The 20,375-nt window shown below is 69.8% G+C and carries 20 protein-coding genes; 13 read left to right on the forward strand and 7 right to left on the reverse strand.

Annotated elements, in window-relative coordinates:
* Positions 1 to 129: 129 nt before the first annotated feature.
* Both ACFPN9_RS04830 and ACFPN9_RS04835 read left to right on the forward strand, forming a co-directional pair.
* Positions 130 to 501, forward strand: coding sequence for a helix-turn-helix domain-containing protein (locus tag ACFPN9_RS04830; protein ID WP_377815624.1), 372 nt, complete (start codon positions 130 to 132; stop codon positions 499 to 501).
* Positions 498 to 1,316 carry a DUF6456 domain-containing protein gene (locus ACFPN9_RS04835; protein ID WP_377815626.1) on the forward strand — a complete coding sequence of 273 codons (819 nt, stop codon included), beginning with the start codon at positions 498 to 500 and terminating at the stop codon, positions 1,314 to 1,316. The genes ACFPN9_RS04830 and ACFPN9_RS04835 overlap by 4 nt, the downstream gene beginning before the upstream one ends.
* A 12-nt stretch (positions 1,317 to 1,328) precedes the next feature.
* Here the strand turns inward: ACFPN9_RS04835 and ACFPN9_RS04840 are convergent, their stop codons facing one another.
* Both ACFPN9_RS04840 and ACFPN9_RS04845 read right to left on the reverse strand, forming a co-directional pair.
* Positions 1,329 to 1,757: a SufE family protein gene (locus ACFPN9_RS04840; RefSeq protein WP_066719545.1), complete on the reverse strand. Its 429-nt coding sequence runs from the start codon at positions 1,755 to 1,757 to the stop codon at positions 1,329 to 1,331.
* Positions 1,758 to 1,844: 87 nt separating this feature from the next.
* Positions 1,845 to 2,129 carry a hypothetical protein gene (locus tag ACFPN9_RS04845; protein ID WP_066719542.1) on the reverse strand — a complete coding sequence of 95 codons (285 nt, stop codon included), beginning with the start codon at positions 2,127 to 2,129 and terminating at the stop codon, positions 1,845 to 1,847.
* A gap of 322 nt (positions 2,130 to 2,451) precedes the next feature.
* On the opposite strand from ACFPN9_RS04845, the gene ACFPN9_RS04850 reads away from it, so the two are divergent.
* The 3 genes from ACFPN9_RS04850 to ACFPN9_RS04860 are packed head-to-tail and all read left to right on the forward strand — an operon-like array spanning position 2,452 to position 5,251.
* Positions 2,452 to 4,257, forward strand: coding sequence for a sensor histidine kinase (locus tag ACFPN9_RS04850; RefSeq protein WP_377815629.1), 1,806 nt, complete (start codon positions 2,452 to 2,454; stop codon positions 4,255 to 4,257).
* Positions 4,258 to 4,272: 15 nt separating this feature from the next.
* The gene (locus ACFPN9_RS04855) at positions 4,273 to 4,887 is read left to right on the forward strand and encodes a hypothetical protein (protein ID WP_377815631.1); all 615 of its coding nucleotides are present in this window, start codon (positions 4,273 to 4,275) and stop codon (positions 4,885 to 4,887) included.
* A gap of 28 nt (positions 4,888 to 4,915) precedes the next feature.
* Positions 4,916 to 5,251: a DUF1491 family protein gene (locus tag ACFPN9_RS04860; protein ID WP_377815633.1), complete on the forward strand. Its 336-nt coding sequence runs from the start codon at positions 4,916 to 4,918 to the stop codon at positions 5,249 to 5,251.
* Positions 5,252 to 5,270: 19 nt separating this feature from the next.
* Here ACFPN9_RS04860 and ACFPN9_RS04865 read toward each other — a convergent pair whose 3' ends face one another.
* A complete protein-coding gene (locus ACFPN9_RS04865; RefSeq protein WP_377815635.1) occupies positions 5,271 to 6,404 on the reverse strand; it encodes a DUF2336 domain-containing protein in 1,134 nt (377 codons plus the stop codon).
* A 143-nt stretch (positions 6,405 to 6,547) separates the two neighbouring features.
* Between ACFPN9_RS04865 and ACFPN9_RS04870 the strand changes: the two genes are divergently transcribed.
* Both ACFPN9_RS04870 and ACFPN9_RS04875 read left to right on the forward strand, forming a co-directional pair.
* A complete protein-coding gene (locus ACFPN9_RS04870) occupies positions 6,548 to 6,778 on the forward strand; it encodes a hypothetical protein (protein ID WP_377815637.1) in 231 nt (76 codons plus the stop codon).
* Positions 6,775 to 7,572: a hypothetical protein gene (locus ACFPN9_RS04875; protein WP_377815639.1), complete on the forward strand. Its 798-nt coding sequence runs from the start codon at positions 6,775 to 6,777 to the stop codon at positions 7,570 to 7,572. Before ACFPN9_RS04870 ends, ACFPN9_RS04875 begins: the two co-directional genes overlap by 4 nt.
* Position 7,573: 1 nt before the next feature.
* Here ACFPN9_RS04875 and ACFPN9_RS04880 read toward each other — a convergent pair whose 3' ends face one another.
* The 3 genes from ACFPN9_RS04880 to ACFPN9_RS04890 all read right to left on the reverse strand — a co-directional run bounded on the left by ACFPN9_RS04880 (position 7,574) and on the right by ACFPN9_RS04890 (position 11,101).
* The gene (locus ACFPN9_RS04880; protein WP_156450945.1) at positions 7,574 to 8,212 is read right to left on the reverse strand and encodes a DUF1254 domain-containing protein; all 639 of its coding nucleotides are present in this window, start codon (positions 8,210 to 8,212) and stop codon (positions 7,574 to 7,576) included.
* Complete coding sequence (locus ACFPN9_RS04885; RefSeq protein ID WP_377815642.1) at positions 8,209 to 8,784, reverse strand: DUF1214 domain-containing protein; 576 nt, start codon at positions 8,782 to 8,784, stop codon at positions 8,209 to 8,211. The genes ACFPN9_RS04880 and ACFPN9_RS04885 overlap by 4 nt, the downstream gene beginning before the upstream one ends.
* A 91-nt stretch (positions 8,785 to 8,875) precedes the next feature.
* Complete coding sequence (locus tag ACFPN9_RS04890; protein WP_377815644.1) at positions 8,876 to 11,101, reverse strand: transglycosylase domain-containing protein; 2,226 nt, start codon at positions 11,099 to 11,101, stop codon at positions 8,876 to 8,878.
* 273 nt (positions 11,102 to 11,374) lie between these two features.
* Between ACFPN9_RS04890 and ACFPN9_RS04895 the strand changes: the two genes are divergently transcribed.
* On the forward strand, positions 11,375 to 11,869 hold the full coding sequence (locus ACFPN9_RS04895; RefSeq protein ID WP_377815646.1) for a YcgN family cysteine cluster protein: 495 nt from the start codon (positions 11,375 to 11,377) through the stop codon (positions 11,867 to 11,869).
* A 152-nt stretch (positions 11,870 to 12,021) separates the two neighbouring features.
* Positions 12,022 to 14,706, forward strand: coding sequence for a pyruvate, phosphate dikinase (gene ppdK / locus ACFPN9_RS04900; protein WP_377815648.1), 2,685 nt, complete (start codon positions 12,022 to 12,024; stop codon positions 14,704 to 14,706).
* An 80-nt stretch (positions 14,707 to 14,786) separates the two neighbouring features.
* Here the strand turns inward: ppdK and ACFPN9_RS04905 are convergent, their stop codons facing one another.
* Positions 14,787 to 15,401, reverse strand: a complete 615-nt coding sequence (locus ACFPN9_RS04905; RefSeq protein ID WP_377815650.1) for a TetR/AcrR family transcriptional regulator — start codon at positions 15,399 to 15,401, stop codon at positions 14,787 to 14,789.
* A 190-nt stretch (positions 15,402 to 15,591) separates the two neighbouring features.
* Between ACFPN9_RS04905 and ACFPN9_RS04910 the strand changes: the two genes are divergently transcribed.
* The 4 genes from ACFPN9_RS04910 to ACFPN9_RS04925 all read left to right on the forward strand — a co-directional run bounded on the left by ACFPN9_RS04910 (position 15,592) and on the right by ACFPN9_RS04925 (position 20,324).
* Positions 15,592 to 16,050 carry a (2Fe-2S)-binding protein gene (locus ACFPN9_RS04910; protein WP_066724505.1) on the forward strand — a complete coding sequence of 153 codons (459 nt, stop codon included), beginning with the start codon at positions 15,592 to 15,594 and terminating at the stop codon, positions 16,048 to 16,050.
* A gap of 2 nt (positions 16,051 to 16,052) precedes the next feature.
* Entirely contained in the window at positions 16,053 to 18,209 is a 2,157-nt protein-coding gene (locus ACFPN9_RS04915; RefSeq protein ID WP_377815653.1) for a xanthine dehydrogenase family protein molybdopterin-binding subunit, read from the forward strand.
* A 290-nt stretch (positions 18,210 to 18,499) separates the two neighbouring features.
* Positions 18,500 to 18,709, forward strand: coding sequence for a cold-shock protein (locus ACFPN9_RS04920; RefSeq protein ID WP_066724499.1), 210 nt, complete (start codon positions 18,500 to 18,502; stop codon positions 18,707 to 18,709).
* A 178-nt stretch (positions 18,710 to 18,887) separates the two neighbouring features.
* Entirely contained in the window at positions 18,888 to 20,324 is a 1,437-nt protein-coding gene (locus tag ACFPN9_RS04925; RefSeq protein WP_377815656.1) for a DEAD/DEAH box helicase, read from the forward strand.
* Positions 20,325 to 20,375 lie beyond the last annotated feature (51 nt).

Genomic DNA, 20,375 nt, shown 5'->3' on the forward strand with positions numbered 1-20,375 from the left:
CGGCGGCCTTTTTCGTTGCGCGGCGGGGATAACCGGGCTGCACCCGCCGCCGGGCTTGCAATAGGAATTTATTCATGAAGTGATAACTCCCGCTCGGCCCGTTCCGGGGCGCAGGAGAAAGAACACATCATGAGCATGGCAAGCTGTGACAGGAGCGATCCGCTGCGCGAGACGGCCGGCGCGCGTCTCGCGGAAGCGGCTGTATCGGCCATTCGGCATATTCCGCCCGCGACGTTGCGCACCGCCCGCCGCGGCCAGGCGCCGGCTGCCCAGGCTCGCCAGACGGCGATGTACCTCGCCCATATCGTCTTCGGGCTGACCTTCACGCGCGTTGGCAGCTGTTTCGGGCGGGACCGCACCACGGTGCGCCATGCCTGTGCCGTGATCGAAGACCGGCGGGACGACCCGCGCCACGAATTCGGTCTTGCGGCGCTGGAGATCGCACTGCTGGCGCTGATGCGGGTGCTGCTGGCGCCGCAGGCTGCGGAGACCGGGCGATGAGCCCCGCATCGGACAGGCTGGAGCCGGACACCGAGCGGCTGCAGCGGCACCTGGCACAGGCCGGCGCCTTCGCCTGCCCGTCGCCGCTGGGCTGCGGGCGGATCGCGCTCTATCGGGGCGGCGGCACGACGCTGGGCGCCGGCTTCGTCGCTCCCGAGGCCGTGAGTCGTCTGTTGGCGCGGGGAGACGTGATCTGGACGGGTGAAGGCAAGGGGCGACGCCTCGTGGCGGCCAAGCCGGCGACCGAGCCGGCAGTCCCGACGGCCCGCCATCTGGTCGAGGCGCGGATCGTAGTCGATGGCGCACCGCAAAGCGTCACGCTCGACGAGCGCGAGAGCCCGCTGCTCTGGTTGCATCGCCGGCCGGGCAAGGATGGCCGGCCCCAGATATCGGACGAGGAATTCGCCGCGGGCGAGCGCTTCCGCTCCGATCTCACCCTGGCGCGGATGATGCCGCGCACGACGATGAACTGGGACGCCGCCTCGGCGCCGGACGGTCGCGGCGCCGGCAGCCGCGGCCCGGCTGCGGCTTCCGACACGGCGCTCGCTGCCCGCCAGCGCGTCGCCCGCGCCTGCGATCGGCTGGGCCCCGACCTCTCTGGGCTGGCGATCGACGTCTGCGGCTTCCTCAAGGGGCTCGACGCCGTCGAGCGCGAGCGCGGCTGGCCCGCGCGCTCCGCCAAGGTGGCTCTACGGCTGGCGCTGGCGGCGCTGGCCCGACATTACGGCCTCGTGGCCCCCGCGCCGCGCGGCAGCGAGATGCGGGGCTGGCAGGCGCAGGATGCGTGCCCGCGCATCATGACGGCGGCGGAATGAGCGCGGTGCGCGCTACGCGCCCGCAGCGGCGCGGGCGTCGGATTTGATGCGCTCGATCATCGAGCGCACGCCATTCGAGCGCTGCGGCGTCAAATGCGCGGCCAGCCCGAGCCGCTCATAGGTCTCGAAGGCGTCCGTCGCGAGAATCTCGGCGGCGCTGCGGCCGGAATAGATCGCCAGCGCCAGCGCGACGAGACCGCGCACGATATGGGCGTCGCTGTCGCCGCGGAAGGTGAGCTTCGTCTGCGGCCCCGGTCCCGCCTCGGCCTGCGCTTCCAGCCAGACCTGGCTGGCGCAGCCGCGCACCTTGTTGGCCTCGTTATGGGCTTCCTCGGGCAGCGGCTCGAGGCTTTTGCCAAGCTCGATCAGATAGCGATAGCGGTCGTCCCACTCGTCGAGCAGGTCGAAATTGGCGATGATCTCGTCGAGGCTGGCGCTCATGATCCGTCCGTGCCGGCCGGCCCGGCGCCGGTTCGCAGCGTCTTCGGCGCAGCGCGCCCCGCCGTCAAGCGTGGCGCGGCCCGCGCGTCAGCGCGTCGCGGCGTTCTGCCCCGTCAGCCCGCCGCGCGCGGCACCGGCCGCCATCTCCAGCAAGCGCTGCCGCGTCTCGGGGTCCAGTCCGGCGATGATTTGCGCGGCCTCCCGCGCCGCGGTGAGGCTTGACCCCACCTCGTGGTGAGGCGTGTGCGTCACCGTCCGCACGGCGCTTCGCGCCGTTGCCACAGCCTGCTCGGTGTCGGATCGCCCGCCATGGACCGGCGAGTTCAGGGCGATCACGCCGATCACCGCCAGGCTGCGCAGGATATAGGCCATCGCCATCTCCGCTGCGAAAAGGGCCTTCTGCCCCGTTCCGACCGGCACATTAGCGCGAAACCTCGAAAAATCGCGTGATCCCGCACGCTCAAAGGCTGCGCATCATCTTCAGCTTCCGTTCACCTTGCTCGCAACATGGCCAGTCCCGCCCGATCAGCCGGAGCAACGCAAGTAAGCGATTGAAAAAAAATGATAATTCAGGGATCGCGCGGCGCTCGGCCTGCTGTCCGGCCCCGCCGCTTTAAGCCCGGCTTAAACCAGCCCCGGCGAAGCTGAAGGCAAGCGGGCGAACGGCCCGCGGCAGTCGGGCGTTGCGTTATCCATGAAGCTGCAGGCGGTCAGGACACAGGTGGCGGCGATGGTGCACGCATCCGTGCTGCCCCATTCGCTCGAGCGCATGCGCCATGAGCGCTTCATCCTGACGCGCCTGTTGGTCGGCGGCATCGCGCTTGGCCTCGCCCCGGCCTATCTCGCCTGGCGCGGCACGCTGGGTGCGCTCGAGGCTGCCGTCGTCGTCGCTGCCGCCCTCCCTCTGTTGGCGGTCGTCGTGCTATCCCAGACCGGACGTCTCGACATCGCGCACTGCATTTCGGCCGCGGCCCTTTCGCTCTTCATCGGCGCCCTCGCCGGCATGACCGGAGGCTCCGCTTCGCCGCTGCTGCTCTGGCTGGCGGCTGTGCCGGCCGAGGCGATGTTCTTCGGGACGCGGCGCTATGTGGCGCGCGCCGGCATCATCGCCGCCATAACCCTCCTTGCCGTCATGCTTCTGGACCGGGAAGGCTTTTTCGTCGCGCATGCGGCCTGGTCCCACGAGATGATGCCGACGCTCGTCATCGCCGCCATCATCCAGGCGATGGTCGTGGCCGTCGGCTTCCTGCACCGCCGCCGGGAGGAGCTGCGCGAGCATCGCGCCTCGGACCAGCGGGCACAGCTTCTGCTGGACCATGTCGGCGATCTCGTCACCTGGCACGACGCCACCGGCGCCGTCGTCTTCGCCAACCAGGCGGCCCGTTCGCTGGCGGGGGCCGATCCGCAGGATCTGCACGGGCGCGGCCTGCTCGACCGCGTGCATGTCGCCGACCGCCCGCTTTTCCTCAAGGCGCTGAGCGATGCCGCCCATGGGGCCGGTTCGGCGACCGCCTGCTTCCGCACGCTCTTCGTCCCCAGGGGCGAAACCGAGCGGCATCACCCCGTCTCCCTCTGGCTGGAGATGCAGGCTCACCGTATCGAGACCGCCGGCCCCGGCGACAGCGCCGCGGTGGTCTGCGTCATGCGCGACATCACCGCCCGCCGCGTCCTCGAGGAGGAGCAGGCCAAGGACCATGCCGAGGCGCTCAAGGCCAGCGACGTCAAGGGCCGGTTCCTTGCGACCGTGAGCCACGAGCTGCGCACCCCGCTCAACGCCATCATCGGCTTCTCCGAAATGCTGAGCGACGAGGCGCAGGGCTGGCTGGATGCCGGCAAGCGGCTGGAATATGCGCGCATCATCCACAGCTCGGGCCATCATCTGCTCGACGTGGTCAACACGCTGCTCGACATCTCCAAGATCGAGAGCGGCACGATGACGATCGACCAGGAGCCGCTCGACCTCTCCGAGATGGCGCGCGACTGCCTGGCGCTGATGAATCTGCGCGCCGAGGCCGGCGAGATCCGGCTGGAGCGTGTGCTCGGCCCGGATTTGCCGCTGGTGCAGGGTGATCGGCGCGCGCTCAAGCAGGTGATGATCAACCTGCTGTCCAACGCGATCAAGTTCACGCCGCCGGGAGGGCGCGTCGTGCTCGCGGTGGTGCGCGACGGCGACATGATCGACCTGTCCGTGTCGGATACCGGTATCGGCATCGCCGCCGCCGACCTGCCGCGCCTGGGCGACCCCTTCTTCCAGGCCAAGGGCTCCTATGACCGCGCCTATGAGGGCACGGGGCTCGGCCTCTCCGTCGTGCGCGGGCTCGTTGGGCTGCATGGCGGGCGCCTCACCATCGAGAGCGCGCCGGGCGTCGGCACACGGGTCTGCGTGCGCCTGCCGGTGGCCGGCGTCGCCGATGCCGAGCAGCCGGCCCGCATCGCCACTTTCGCCCGCGCCCCGCGCCGCGGCCTGGAATCGAAGACGCCGTTTCGCCTGACCGCCTGACCCACGAGCTCGCGCATGTCCACGATCGCCGCCCGCGCCCATTCCGGCGTTTCCCTCTCCGCTCCGGCCGTCCGGCGTCCGGTCAAGCCGGCCGCGGCAGCGCGCCGCAAGCCCGGCTGGCTCGGCCGCATCGGCCGCCTGGCGCTGCGAAAGCCGGGCCGGGCGCTGGCGATGCTGTTCTTCGCGGCTCTTTCGGGCGCCATCCTCGCCAATGCGCTGTTCTTCCAGAAGGCCCGCCATCCGGCGCCGATAATCTCCGCCCCCTCGGCTCCCGCTCCGGCCCGTCAGGCGGTCCGTACTGAGCCGCAACCGGCCCAGCCAGCGGCGCTTCAGGCCGCGCCGGCTCCGGTTCCGGCGATCGGCACGCCGATGCCGCCTTCGCGGCCGACGGAGCTGACGCAGCCGGCCCGCGAGGCTCAGCCACGAGAAGCCGCTCCGCGTCCCCCGGCGCCGGTGACCAATGTCGCCCGCAGCGCTTCGGCCGCGGCGCTGCCCGCGGCGCGCGCCCCAGCCGCGCCGCGTGACCCGATCGCCGACCTGATCAACGGCGCCGACATTCGGCCGCCCGCGGATGTGCGGCCCGTGGCGCAGGCGCGCCCGGCCCAGCCGCGCCGCAACGCCGAGAACTGAGCCCGGTAGCCGCCCTTCGCGAGGCCTCATGGCGCGCCTGACCAGCGACTTCTGGGTTTCGGCATATCTGCGCCAGGCGGCGCATGACGGGCTGGTCGCCGTGCTGCGGCGGCGCGGCGCGGCCGAGGCCGGCGCTATCTTCGTCAAGCTCGACCGGCTCGACCGCACGGCGGCACTCTATGGCCCGGCACCCCAGGCCCTGGCGGAGGATGACGGCGTCCGCCGCTTCCAGCTGCTGCTCGACGGCGATCCCCTGAGCGTCGAGGAGCGCATGGCGCGCGAGTTGCGGTTCGACAGCGATCTCTGGCTGGTCGAGATCGAGAACCGCGCCGGCGATCCGCGCCTCGATCTCGTCGAGGGCTGAGGCCGGGCCTTCAATCCGGTCAGGCGCCGTCTCGCTTCGCCCCGATCTTGCGCAGGATCTCGCTCGTGCTGCCGGCTGGCTCGGTCTGGGCCGGAGACTGTCGCGCAGGCGTGCCGCTCGGATCCATCGCCGGCTGATGCTGACCCTTGCGGAGGGTCGCCACGGGCGCCGTTCCGCCGATCTGGGCGACCAGCCGCTGCGCGATCGCCGGCCGCACGGAGCGCATCAGCGCGACCACCGCGAAGATGCGATCGACCGAATGAGCCGCCTCGTCGCCGAGGCGGATCAGAAAGCGCGTGGCATCCTCGACGCTGGCCCCCGCCGCCGTCAGCGCCAGCGCCGTGAGATCCCGCGATACGTCGGCCTCGAGCGCGCTCGCCAGCGCCGGTCCGCCGCCGAGATGGCGCGCCAGCGCCTCGAAGGCTCCCGCGCGGTCGTCCGGGGCCGTGGCGAGCCAGCCTGCCAGCGTCTCGGCCGAGACCGCAGGGCGGCGCTCGGTCGGGCTCAGCGCCTCAAGGGCCGCCAGCGAATCGAGGATCGCCTGGCGACGTTCCGGTCCGGCGGAGAGGAACAGCGGCGCGATCTCGGCGCTCGACAGATCGCGCCGCGCCAGCAGCGGCTGCGCATAGCCGGCATCGAGCCGCGCCCGCGCCAGCAGGAGATCGAGTGCCGCCCGGGGCAGGGCGATCGCCGTATTGCCCATCAGGGCGAAGTCGAGCGCACGCTCCCCACGCTCGACCAGTATCAGCACGGCCGTCGCCGTCAGGTCGGCCCGCTCGGCCAGCGCGGCCGGCAGGCGTCCGTCGGAGGAGCCGGCCAACCCTTCGATCTCGGCTTCGCCCAGCGGGAGCCCATGCTGGATCAGGGCGGCGAGGACTGCTCCGCCGCGGGCGCGCAGGGCCGCAACGGCGCGGGCAGGCGCATGACGCCAGCCGGCGATCTTGCGGGCGAGGATCACCGCGGTCGCCTCGTCGATGCCGGGCACCAGCGTCGCAGCCATCTCGCCGAAGGCGGCGAGGTCGTCCGGCGCGGGGCTCGGCGTGGACATCAGGAGATCCGCTTTCACCCGCAGCGACACCTGGCTGAGATCGAGCCCGCCATCCCGTGCCAGACGGGCGAGCTGGGCGATTTCGGCGGAAATGCGCGACGGCATGGGCTTCTCGACTGTGATTCTGGGCTCGCAGCGAGAGTAATCCCCGAGGCTTTAAGAGCGCGTTAACCATGTCCGGTCCTGATGTGAACCGGAGAGCGATCTCCCGCGACCCACTTTTAGGCGCCAAGGCATGGAGGCGCATCATGGCCGTCGTCATCTCCCTTGCGTCCCGGCTGCGGGCGCATAATCCGGAAGACCGGACCGAGCGTCCGCAGTCTGCCGCAATCCTGTTTTTCACGGGCGTGCGCTACGAGCGTGAGGTCGAGCCGGCTCCCGCCGATCCGGTGGTCCGGCGCCGTCCCCGCGCGCTGGCAGCGGGCACCGTCCGCCCGAAGCGGCCGCGGAAGGCGACCGTCGCCCGGCAGCCGGCGTGATCCGTCGCAGCCGTCCGGTAAACTGGCTCGCAGCGCGGGCCGGAGCGCTCACGCTGCTGCTCGCGGCGGGCGCCTGCACGGGCGATCTCGGCCGGCCGCGGCAGGACATCGTCAGCCAGTTGCTTGCGCCACAGGCCGGTTTCTGGGCGGCCACCGCCCGCGGCGAGGCGGCCTCGCATTTCCGCTTCACCGACGACGAGGAACAGCTGCGCGACCGGGCCTGGCGCTTCGTCATGCCCGGCCATGAGCGCAGCGTTTTCCAGGCGCAGACCGCTGCCCTGGCCCATGCGCGCATCCTGCCGGCGCAGCTCCATCTGGGCTACCGGGCGGAATACTTCCAGGCGCTGACCGGCGGTTCCTTCGCGTCCCAGGCCTCGCGTTATGCCCGGCTCGCCGAGGATGCCAATGCCGACCGCATCCTGATCGGCCCGTTCCGCGCCAACGCCATGCGCGTCGTCGCGGCAGACCGGGTCCGGATGCGGGCGGCGGAAACCTCGCCGGACGTCGCGCCGTCCCAGCTGGATCCGGCTTTCGCCCGCGTCGTCGAGAACGAGGGGCTGATTCTCTGGGTCTGCGAGCGCGTGGGCTTCCGGATCGAATCCTATCGCTACGCGCTCGCCAACCTCGTCGTCGAGATGCCGTCGCGGGAGGCGATCCGGGCCGAACGCGCCATCATGGCCCTGGAGGCGGAAGCCGGCCCGCTCTGCAAGATGCCGCTGATCGGCGTCTTCGGCGGCGAGCGCGGCGGGGCCGCAGGCGAGGGCGACAAGCGCCCTGTCACCTACAAGGGCTGAGCTAGTCGGCCATGCCGCAGGCGACGCCGGAGGCGAGCGCCTCGGCGTCGGCGCGGTCGGACGGCAGGCGCGCCAGCACCCGCACCACGATCAGCCCGCGCTCGCTGTCGGAGACGACCCGCAACTCGCGCGCGGCCTCGCCTTCCTCGTCGCGGGCGTCGCGCTCGTCGCGCTGCTCCTGCGTCATCACCACGAATTCCAGGACGCCCCGGATCGCGGCCCGGTCGGTGATGGCATAGAGTGTGCCGCCGCCCTGGCGATGGAGCGTCAATGCGAGCGGCAGCGTCCCGGCCCGCGCAACGACGCGCATCGGCCCTGCCGAGAGATCGTAGCTGCAGACCGCCGTCACGGTCGCGGGATCGTCCTCGCGCGGCAGCGGCAGGCCGCGGGCGTCGCCGGCCCTGACCAACTCCGCCTGGCCGCCGGCGCCGAGTGCGGCATAGGCATGGGCGGCGTCGCTTTCCGACAGGACGGGGATCAGCAGGATCGTCACGATATGGACGATCCCGGCCAGCACGAGCCCGGCGCTCGTCGCGAGCAGGAGGCGGCGAATCGCAGCAGCGAGGCGGCTCCGCAGCGGCAGGGCCGGCGCGGTCCGCAGCGGCGGCGCCGTCGGGGAGGCGGGATCGGCGGCGGTCATGGACATTCGATCCGCTCGATTCGCGGCAGGCTTTCGGGCCGCGTCTCGCCCGCCTGGGTCGCGATCGGCGTGTCGTAGAGCCTCAGGCGGAACTGGAAGCGCCCGCTCGTCGGCAGCGGCAGCCAGTCGCCCGCCTGGGGCCAGGCCGCCGCGGCGATCTGCAGCGAGCCGTTCTCCGCCCGCACCACCTCTGCATCGGTGAAGCCGGTGCGGTCCAGCGGCAGGCGGAAGGAGCGGCCGTCGCCATCCGTGACCGACAGCGTCCAGCCGCGCGTCGTCGGGATCTCGCCCGAGAGACGGTAGAGACAGCGCCCGTCCAGCGCGCGGCCCTCCTCGTCGCGATCCGCGATCAGTTCCAGGCCCTCGCCGGTGCCGAGGGGCAGATGCACGCCGCGGGCGAGATAGGCGCGCATATAGGGGTCGATGTCGCGCCCGCCGCTGCGCGGCCAGGCCTGCCAGGGGCCGATCTCGACCATCCCGAGCAGCGGTCGTCCGGCCACTGCGAAATGCGCCGAGGCGAGCCCCAGCCCGCCACCGAGCGCGATCACATAGGCCAGATGGAGGACGCGCAAAGCCTTGCCTTCGGAAGAGGCCGCCCGTGCGGGACGGCGGCGCGAGTTGAACCAGCGGGCGGGGCCCCGTCAACACGCTCCCGGCGCGACGCTACCGGAGCGTCCGCTGTTCGGCCCCCGCCGAGACCTCGCGGATGCCGACCTGGAGCGGCTGCCCGGCCCGGCGGGGCGCCTCGATCGTCTTGAACATCGCCCCCACGGACGAGAGCACCTCGAAGGATTGCCGCGGCATATGGCCGGCGCCCGGCCCGGCTGCGGGGGCGATGGCGGCGGGGGTCTGCGCCTTCGCCACCGTCGCCGCCTTCGGATCGGGCGGCGCGACGCCGGGGATCGGCTTCAGCTCGAGCCCCTGATGGGCGAACTGCATGATCTCCTTCCAGGTCATGGCCGGCAGGGAGCCGCCGGTCATGTTGGCCGTCTCGGAGGAATCGTCATTGCCGTACCAGACCGCGCCGACGAGGTTGCCGGAATAGCCGACATACCAGGCGTCCTTGTAGCCGTTGGTCGTACCCGTCTTGCCGGCAGTGATGACACCCTCCAGCGCCGCGCGCCGGCCCGTGCCCTCGGTCGGCACCTTCGAGAGCATGAAGTTGATGTCCTGCGCCACCTGCGTGCTCAGCACCTGCGCCGGCTCGGGCTCGTCGCGGTCGTGACGGTAGATCACCTCGCCATGCGAGTTGCGGATCTCGATCGCGGCATAGGGTCTGGCCCGCCTGCCGCCATTGGCGAAGACGGCATAGCCCGCGGCCATGTCGATGACGGTGACCTCGGCGGCACCGATCGGCAGTGACACCGTATCGGTCAGCGGCGAGTTCAGCCCCATGGCGCGGCTGGTCTCGATGATCTTCAGCCGGCCGATCCGCGCCGCGCGCGCGACATGGCTCTCGCCCGTCGCCTGGCCGAGCGCGATCGACATCTGCACCGGGATCGTGTTGATCGACTTCGCCAGCGCGACGGTCAGCGGCATCGAGCCCGCGAAGGAGCGCCCGTAATTGTTGGGGCACCAGTTGCCGATGCAGACCGGCCGGTCGGTGACGATGCTGTTGGGCCTGTAGAGCCCCGCCTGCATCGCCGCCGCATAGACGAAGGGTTTGAAGGAGGAGCCGGGCTGCCGCAGGCTCGCCGTCGCCCGGTTGAACTGGCTCGCGCCATAATCGCGCCCGCCGACCAGCGCACGCACCGCGCCATCGGTTTCCAGGATGGCGGTAGCGGCCTGCTTGGCACGATAGGCCGGCCCGTGCTGGCGCAGGATGGATTCGATCGCCTCGTCCGCCCGCTCCTGGATTGCCGGATCGTGCGGCGTCTTCACCGTCAGAACACGCTCCGGGCCGATCTTGCCGTCGTCCGCGAGACGCCGGATCTCGTCGAAGGCCCAGTCGAGATAATAGTCCGGGCTGGAATCGCGGCGCCGGTCGATCGGTGTCGCCGGATTGCGCTTGGCGCTGTCGACCTGGCCCGCCGTCATGAAGCCGGCATCGACCATGGCATTCAGCACGTCATTGGCCCGCGCGCGTGCCGCCGGCAGGTTGACATGGGGGGCATATTTCGTCGGCGCCTTGAACAGCCCGGCCAGCATCGCCGCCTCGGCCAGCGTGACGTCGCGTACCGATTTTCCGAAATAGTACTCCGCCGCCGCCGCCACGCCGAAGGTGCCGCCGCCCATATAGGCGCGGTCGAGATAGAGCTTGAGGATCTCGTTCTTGGTCAGCCTCTGCTCCAGCCAGATCGCCAGGAAGGCTTCCTTGATCTTGCGGTCGAGCGAGCGCTCATTGGTCAGGAACAGGTTCTTGGCGAGCTGCTGCGTCAGAGAGGAGCCGCCCTGGACCACGCCCGAGGCGCGCGCATTCACCGTCACCGCCCGGAAGGTGCCGATCACGTCGATGCCGAAATGGTCGTAGAAGCGCCGGTCCTCCGTCGCGAGCACGGCCTTGAGCAGATGGTCGGGCATCTCCTCGAGCGTCAGCGAGTCGTCGTGGCGCGCGCCGCGATGGCCGATCTCGACGCCGTAGCGGTCGAGGAAGGTCACGGCGAAGACCTGGTGCTTGAGCGCGTCCTCGCGCCCTTCGTGAAAGGCGGGGATGGCGAGGGCCAGCATCAGGAAGGCGCCGGCGATGCCGAGATTGAGCCCTTCGCTGATGCCTTCGACCGCCAGCCTCTGGCCGCCGCTGACGGTGAGGCGGTCGGTGGCACTGCGGATGCGCTCATAGACCTCGCCACCGCGGCGCGCCGCGCCCCACAGGCCGGCATCGACCCATGAATCGACCGCCAGCGCGAAGCGCTTCAGTCGGGTCGTCCAGCCTGTCTTCCTGAACTCCATCGCCGTCCTGGGACCCCGCCGACAGCTGCCGTCCCGATCGACGGTGCCACGGTTATGCTACATTCCGGCCAGCCCGCTCTCATCATCCTGCCGGACTGGACATACATATCCTGTTGTCGCGCGCGTGCCAGAGGCCCGGCGTGAAATGCAGGGACAGCAGATTCCTTGCCACGGCGCCTGTCCCGTTTCGGGACGCTTTTGATACGCGGGCTGCGCGGCGGCGGATGCGCCGCCCGTGCTTCCCTCGGCCCGCCGACCGTCGCATAAGGCCCCATGGTCAACGATCCCAAGCCCGACGAACCCTTCTGGCGCACCACGCCGCTCGAGGCGATGAACCGCGAGCAATGGGAATCGCTCTGCGACGGGTGCGGCCGCTGCTGCCTCGTCAAGCTGCAGGACGAGGATACCGGCGCGATCCTCGCCACGGACATCGGTTGCCGCCTGTTCGATGCCGGCACCTGCCGCTGCAAGGACTACCCGAACCGCTCGACCATCGTGCCCGATTGCGTGACGCTGACGCCGCATGACGTGCGCACGCTGCCCTGGCTGCCGCCGACCTGCGCCTATCGCCTCGTCGCGGAGGGGCGCGATCTGCCGTGGTGGCACCCGCTGGTCTCGGGCGACCCGGAGACGGTGATCGAGGCCGGCGTCGCGGTCCGCAATCGCGTCTTCGCCAGCGAGGACGACGTGCCCGACGAGGACGTGCCGGACCGCATCGTCGCCTGGCCGTTGCGCTGGCCGAAGAAGGCGAGGGCGATGGGGCGCTAGGCCGCTCGGTGCCCCCCTGACCCTTCGGCTCATTGATTGTTCATGCGCTTTTCGGCATGACCACGCCGCGGCGCCATTGTTGCGGCGCACGCGAACCATTCGTCGGCCGCTGCGTTGGTGCGCGGTCTGGATGATGTGAAGGGGCTGGGACGATGGCTGGCGGGAAGTGGGTCTACACCTTCGGCGATGGCAAGGCCGAGGGCCAGGCGAGCATGAAGAACCTGCTCGGCGGCAAGGGGGCCAACCTGGCCGAGATGAGCAATCTCGGCCTGCCGGTGCCGCCCGGCTTCACCATCACCACCGAGGTCTGCACCTGGTATTACGACAACGGCAAACAGTTCCCGCCGGATCTCGAGGCGCAGGCGCAGGCCGCGCTGGCCGAGATGGGCCGCCTGACCGGCAAGACCTTCGGCGACCCCGCCAATCCGCTGCTCGTCTCGGTGCGCTCGGGCGCCCGCGCCTCGATGCCGGGCATGATGGACACGGTCCTCAATCTCGGCCTGAACGACGTCACCGTCGAGGCGGTGGCCAAGGCCTCGGGCGATGCCCGCTTCGCCTGGGACAGCTATCGCCGCTTCATCACGATGTATTCCAACGTCGTGCTCGACGTCGATCACGGGCATTTCGAGGAGGCGCTCGAGGATTACAAGGAGCGCAAGGGCCTGCATCTCGACACCGATCTCGGCGCCGAGGACTGGAAGGTCCTCGTCGGCAAGTACAAGGACATCGTGAAGAAGGCGCTTGGCAGCGACTTCCCGCAGGACCCGCGCGACCAGCTCTGGGGCGCGGTCGGCGCCGTCTTCTCCTCCTGGATGAATGCGCGCGCGATCAAGTATCGCGAGCTCAACAACATCCCGGCCGCCTGGGGCACGGCGGTGAATGTCCAGTCGATGGTCTTCGGCAATATGGGCGACACCTCGGCCACCGGCGTCGCCTTCACACGCAACCCGTCGACCGGCGAGAACGCTCTTTACGGCGAGTTCCTGATCAATGCGCAGGGCGAAGATGTCGTCGCCGGCATCCGCACCCCGCAGGACATCACCGAGGCCGCCCGCAAGGAAGCCGGCTCCGACAAGCCTTCCATGGAGAAGGCGATGCCGGAGGCCTATGCCGAGCTCTGCCGGATCTACGGCATCCTCGAAAAGCATTACCGCGACATGCAGGACATGGAATTCACCATCCAAGAGGGCAAGCTCTGGATGTTGCAGACGAGGTCCGGCAAGCGCACCGCCAAGGCGGCGCTGCGGATCGCCGTCGAACTCGCGCAGGAAGGCCTGATCTCGCAGGAGGAGGCCGTCGGCCGCGTCGAGCCCGGTGCGCTCGACCAGCTCCTGCACCCGATGATCGACCCCAAGGCCGAGCGCCGCGTGCTGACGACGGGCCTGCCGGCCTCGCCCGGCGCCGCCGCCGGTGAGATCGTCTTTAACTCGGACGAGGCCGAGAACGCCCGCAAGGCCGGCCGTAAGGTCATCCTCGTGCGCGTCGAGACCTCGCCGGAGGACATTCACGGCATGCACGCTGCCGAAGGCATCCTGACCACGCGCGGCGGCATGACCTCCCATGCGGCGGTCGTGGCCCGCGGCATGGGCAAGCCCTGCGTCTCCGGCGCCGGCCAGATCCGCGTCGACTATGCCAAGGGCACGCTCACCGTCGGCCAGACCGTGCTCAAGGCCGGCGATGTCCTAACCATCGACGGCGGCAACGGGCAGGTGCTGCTCGGCGAGGTCAAGATGCAGAAGCCGGAGCTCTCCGGCGAATTCGCGACGCTGATGGGCTGGGCCGACGCCGTCCGCCGCCTCAAGGTGCGCGCCAATGCCGAGACGCCGGACGACGCCCGCACCGCCCGCGAGTTCGGCGCCGAGGGCATCGGGCTGTGCCGCACCGAGCACATGTTCTTTGAGGCCGACCGCATCCAGTCCGTGCGCGAGATGATCCTCGCCGCCGACGACAAGGGCCGCCGCGCCGCGCTCGCCAAGCTCCTGCCGATGCAGCGCCAGGACTTCGTCCAGCTCTTCACCATCATGAGCGGGCTGCCGGTGACGATCCGCCTGCTCGACCCGCCGCTGCACGAGTTCCTGCCGCATGGCGAGGCCGAGATCGCCGCCGTCGCGCAGGCGCTCGGCGTCACGCCCGAGGCGCTCAAGCACCGCGCCACCGAGCTGCACGAGTTCAACCCGATGCTCGGTTTCCGCGGCGTCCGCCTCGCGATCGCCTATCCGGAGATCGCGGAGATGCAGGCTCGGGCCATCTTCGAGGCGGCGGTCATCGCCGCCCGCGAGACCGGCAAGGCCGTGATCCCGGAGGTGATGGTGCCGCTCGTCATGGGCGTCGCCGAACTCGATCTCGTCAAGGCGCGCATCGATGCCATGGCCAAGGCGGTCATCGCCGAGAGCAAGGTCGAGCTGACCTATCAGGTCGGCACCATGATCGAGCTGCCGCGCGCGGCGTTGCGCGCCGAGGAGATCGCCAAGAGTGCCGAGTTCTTCTCCTTCGGCACCAACGACCTGACGCAGACGACGCTCGGCATCTCGCGCGACGACGCGGCTTCGTTCCTGGGCGCCTATACGGCCAAGGGCATCCTCGCCGCCGATCCCTTCGTGACGATCGACCAGGAGGGCGTCGGCGAACTGGTGAAGCTCGCGGCGGAGCGGGGTCGAAAGGCCCGGCCGGACATCAAGCTCGGCATCTGCGGCGAGCATGGCGGCGACCCGGCGTCGATCGGTTTCTGCGAGAGCGTCGGCCTCGATTACGTCTCCTGCTCGCCCTTCCGGGTGCCGATCGCGCGGCTCGCCGCCGCCCAGGCGGCGCTCGGCGCGGTGCGGGCGAAGGAAGGCTGAGGCGTAGCGTCGGTTCGGCGCCGCGCCACGACCTCGGAATGCGAGGGCGCCATTCGCCTCGCGGCGGTTGATGGCGCCGCCTACCGCCTCGCGACCGCCTGAGCCGCCAGGACGGCGATCTGACGAAGCCGGGCCTCATAGCTTTCGAGCGAAGGCTGCGGCCCCATCTTCGCGCCGATCGCGGCGTGGGCGATCGTCTCGACGATCTGTCCGGGCGTCAGGGCGCCGAGCGCGATCTCCTGCGCGGCGGCGGCCTGGGTGAGCAGGGCCGTCGCGTGGTTGCAGAAGATGTGCTCGAAGGCCTGGGCCTCCCGCGTCGCGATGCTGGCCATCACCGTCTTGAGCTCGACGAGGTGCTCGCCATCGCCGAAAGCCGCATAGCCGGCACCGAAATGCGCGAGCATCAGCGCTGAAAGCTTGTCGGGAAAGGGCAGGGGCTGCGCCATCACGGCTTCGCAGCGGGCGGCGACCTGCGCCAGAAACCGCGCCATCATCGCCCGGAAGACGTCGTCCTTGCCCTTGAAGTGCAGATAGATCGTCGCCTTTGCGAGGCCGGCCTCGCGCGCGATGTCGTCCATTGAACTGCGCTTGAAGCCATAGCGCGCGAACCGTCGCAGCGCGGCATCGGCAATCTGCTCGATCCGGGTCACCGCCTCGTCCGGCGGAGCCGGGGCACATTCTCGTGATCCGTCCATTCTCACTCTTGACGAATTCCAGCCTTTGCGCGATCTACCAAATGGACTGGATCAATCCAGTGAGTCCATTTTTTTGTTCGACCACCTTTGTGGTCGCCGTCAGACGCTATGCCGGATCGGGTTCGCAGATAACCCCCGCGGCAAGACGACGTTCCGCTTCTTCACATCGCATGTCCTTCGCGAGGCAACCATGGCCCATACACTCACCGTCAATGGACGCACCCACAGCGTCGATGTCGACGACGATACGCCCCTGCTCTGGGCGATCCGCGACAATCTCGGCCTGACCGGCACCAAATTCGGCTGCGGCATCGCCCAGTGCGGCGCCTGCACGGTCTGGATCGACGGGCAGCCCGTTCGCTCCTGCGTCACGCCGGTCTCGGCGGTCGACGGCAAGGTGACGACGATCGAGGCGCTCGACAGCAAGGAGGCGAGGGCGGTCCAGGCCGCCTGGGACACAATCGACGTGCCGCAATGCGGCTATTGCCAGTCCGGCCAGGTCATGAGCGCGGTGGCCCTGCTCACGGCCAACCCCAAGCCCAGCGACAGCGACATCGATGCCGCCATGAACGGCAACATCTGTCGCTGTGCCACCTATGCCCGCATCCGTACGGCGATCCACGCCGCCGCCCGCACCCTGGAGGGCTGATCATGACCGCGCACGATCTCACGCTCTCGCGCCGCTCGCTGCTGGCCGGCGCTGGCGGCCTCGTCATCGCCCTCCACCTCCCCAAGGCGGCCCGCGCCCAGCAGGCGCCTGCTGCTGCGACCTTCGCGCCCAACGCCTTCATCCGCGTCGCGGCCGACAGCAGCGTGACCGTTATCGTCAAGCACATCGAGTTCGGTCAGGGCCCCTTCACCGGGCTCGCCACGCTCGTTGCCGAGGAGATGGACGCGGACTGGAGCCAGATGCGGGCGGAGCACGCCCCCGCCGACGTCAAGCTCTATGCCAACCTCGCCTTCGGCGTGCAGGGCACCGGTGGCTCGACCGCGATGGCCAACTCTTTCGACCAGATCCGCAAGGCAGCCGCGACCGCCCGTCTCATGCTGGTGCAGGCCGCCGCCCAGGCCTGGAAGGTGCCGGCCGGGGAGATCACCATCGAGGCGGGCGTGCTGAAGCACGCCTCGGGGAAGCAGGGCCGCTTCGGCGACTTCGCCGGGGCTGCCGCCAAGCTGCCGGCACCGGCCGACGCTCCGCTGAAGCAGCCCGCGCAGTTCAGGTTCATCGGCAAGGAAGGTGCGGTCAGACGCATCGACGGTGCCGACAAGGCCCGCGGCAAGGCGCAGTTCACCATCGACATCGCCGCGCCCGGCATGCTGACCGTCGTCGTCGCCCGGCCACCACGCTTCGGCGGCAAGGTCGCGAGCTTCGATGCGACGGAGGCCCTCAAGATCAAGGGCGTCGTCGACGTCAAGCAGATCGGCTCCGGCATCGCCGTCTACGGTCAGGGCATGTGGCCGGCGATCAAGGGGCGCGAGGCGCTGAAGGTTACCTGGGATGAGAGCGGAGCCGAGACACGCGGCAGCGCCGAGATCGTCGCCGCGTATCGCGCGCTCGCCCGCACGCCCGGCACCGTCGCCGGCAGCCATGGCGATGCGCAGGCCGTGCTCGCCAAGGCCGAGCGGGTGATCGAGGCGGAATATGTCTTCCCCTATCTCGCGCATGCGCCGATGGAGCCGCTCGACGGCTATCTCGAATGGAACGCGCAGGGAGCGCTCGCCCGCTTCGGCAGCCAGTTCCAGACCACCGAGCACCAGACCATCGCCATGATCCTGGAACTGCCGCCGGAAAAGGTAAAGCTCGAGACCATGCTGGCCGGCGGGTCCTTCGGGCGGCGTGCCCAGGTCAGCCAGCATCTGGCGGCGGAACTGGCGATGTGCGCCAAGGCGATCGGCCCCAACCGGCCGGTCAAGCTGGTCTGGACCCGCGAGGACGACCTGACCGGCGGCCATTATCGCCCGCTCTTCGTCCACCGCCTGCGCGGCGCGGTGAAGGACGGCAAGATCACCGCCTGGACCAACAGCATCGTCGGCCAGTCCTTCTTCCTCGGCACGCCCTTCGAGGCGATGACGGTGAAGAACGGCATCGACGCGACGATGGTCGAGGGCGCCGATGAGCTGCCCTATGAGATCGCGGATTTCTGCTGCGAGGTTCACACCGCCAAGGTCGGCGTTCCGACTCTGTGGTGGCGCTCGGTCGGGCACACCCACACCGCCTATGCGGTCGAGTGCTTCATCGACGAACTGCTCCAGGCCGCGGGGCAGGACCCGGTGCAGGGCCGTCTTGCCCTGATGGGTAAGGAGCCGCGGCTGGCTGCCGTGCTGAAGGCTGTCGCGGAACTGGCGAAATGGACCGGCCCAGACGCCGGCAACGGCCGGGCCCGCGGCGTCGCGGTGGCGGAGAGCTTCGGCTCCTTCGTCGCGCAGATCGCCGAGGTCTCGATCGGAGCGGACGGCGAACCCAAGGTTCACAAGGTCTGGTGCGCGATCGATTGCGGCATCGCGGTCAACCCCGATGTCATCCGCGCCCAGATGGAAGGCGGTATCGGTTTCGGCCTCGGCCATGCCCTCTATGGCGAGATCACGCTCGACAAGGGCAAGCCGGTGCAGACCAATTTCGACAGCTACCGCTCGCTGCGCTTCCAGGAGATGCCGCAGGTCGAGGTCGCGATCATCGCCTCCACCGAGAAGCCGACCGGCGTCGGTGAGCCCGGCGTTCCGCCGATCGGTCCCGCCGTGGCTAACGCGCTGGCCCGCCTCGGCCGCGACCGCCCGCGCCAGCTGCCGATGGTCGGCGGGACGGTTTAAGCCGACAACCGGCGCCGGCAACGGCATGGCAAATCGCCGGCAGGCTCGCGAGAGCCTGCCGGTTCTCGCGCATCGTCCGTCCCTCGCTGGACCCGCGTTGCCTTTTGTGCTAGGCATCTCCATGTAAGACGAGATGCGGCCGGGTTCTGGCCATCATCCGCGCGGTCCTCTTCGGTCGGCGGCCACGATTCAGATCCACCACACATCGACTACGAGACCATGGCAGGCGTCCGCGCGCCGCGCCGTGTCTTCGCTTCTATACGCGGATCTGAAACGCAAGGACGACCCAAATGAACAAGGGCACCGTGAAGTGGTTCAACGCCACCAAGGGTTACGGCTTCATCACCCCTGAGAACGGCGGGCAGGACGTGTTCGTCCACATCTCCGCCGTCGAGCGCGCCGGGCTGCGCGAGCTGGTCGAAGGCCAGGTCGTGTCGTTCGAACTCGTCGCCGATCGCAAGACCGGCAAGTCCTCGGCCGGCAATCTCGCCGTCGCCTGAGGCCTGAGACTCCCCAGGCCGGCCCCGTGCCGGCCTGGTTCACACACGACACCTTCCGGCGCTGTGGCTTAGCGGTTCGCCGGCAGGAAAGAGCAATACACAATGGCCGGGCGCAATCCGGCGGCACAGCCGATACCCACATGTGCCCCTTGCGTCACGGCGTCCGGAAAGACCTGTTTTGACCCAATTTACCGACCTCGGCCTGGCCGAGCAGCTTCTCAAGGCGCTCGCCTCCGAAGGTTACACCACGCCCACGCCGATCCAGGCCCAGGCGATTCCCCCGATCCTCCAGGGCCGCGACCTTCTCGGCGCCGCCCAGACCGGCACCGGCAAGACCGCAGCCTTTTCGCTGCCGCTGATCCAGCGCCTCGTGAGCCAGCCGCGCCGCGTCGAGACGCGCTCGGTGCGAGCGCTCATCCTCTCGCCGACCCGTGAACTCGCGGCCCAGATCGAGACCTCGATCCGCGCCTATGCCCAGTTCACCACGATCAAATCGGCCGTGATCTTCGGCGGCGTGCCCGTCGGCAAGCAGATCCGCGCGCTCGGCCAGCATGTCGACATCCTCGTCGCCACGCCCGGGCGCCTGCTCGACCTCGTCGACCAGCGCGCCGTCTCGCTGCGCGAGATCGAGTATCTCGTCCTCGACGAGGCCGACCAGATGCTCGACCTCGGCTTCATCCACGCGCTGCGCCGCATCGCCACGCTGATCCCGAAGAAGCGCCAGACGCTGCTGTTCTCGGCGACGATGCCGAAGCCGATCCGCGAGATCGCCTCCGCTTATCTGAGCGATCCGGTCGAGGTCTCGGTCGCGCCGGTGGCGACGACGGCGGAGAAGATCGACCAGCGCGTCGTCTTCACCAATCCCGGCGACAAGCCTGCGCTGCTGGCGAAGACGCTGAGCGTGCCCGAGATGGAGCGCGCCATCGTCTTCACCCGCACCAAGCACGGCGCCGACAAGGTCGTCCGCCAGCTCGAGGTCTCGGGCCTCAAGGCGGCGGCGATCCACGGCAACAAGAGCCAGGGCCAGCGCGAGCGGGCTCTGGGCGCCTTCCGCGACGGCGAGCTGCGCATCCTCGTCGCCACCGACATCGCCGCCCGCGGCATCGATGTCGACGGCATCAGCCATGTCGTGCAGTTCGACCTGCCGAACGTGCCGGAGACCTATGTCCACCGCATCGGCCGCACCGCGCGCGCCGGCGCCTCGGGCGTGGCGATCGCCTTCTGCACGCCGGAAGAGCGCGGCGACCTCGCCGCGATCGAGAAGCTGACCCGCGTCGCCATCACGCCAATCGGCGAGGTTCCCTATTGGGACGGCCGCACCCCGAAGAAGCCGCCCCAGAACCAGGGCCGCGGCGGGCGCGGGCAGCAGGGCGGCGGCGGTCGCGACCAGGGTCGCCCGCATGGCGAGCGCTCGGGCCGTCCCCAGGGCGGCAAGCCGGTCCATGCCGGCGCTCCGCGCTCCGAGGCCCCCCGCAACGACCGCCCGCAGCGCGCCGAAGCGCAGGGCCAGCGAAAAGACGCCGGTTCCGCCAAGGAAGGGCTTGGCGGCGTCGCGTTCTTGCAGCAAAGAACACAGCAACCACGCACCAACGGCGCCCGGCGGCGCGCGAACTGACGCGCAACACGCTTGAGCGGGGCGGGATCGCAAGCCGCGGTCCCGCCTCAG

It is taken from the genome of Allobosea massiliensis (assembly GCF_042655245.1).
GTDB classification, from domain to species: domain Bacteria; phylum Pseudomonadota; class Alphaproteobacteria; order Rhizobiales; family Beijerinckiaceae; genus Allobosea; species Allobosea massiliensis.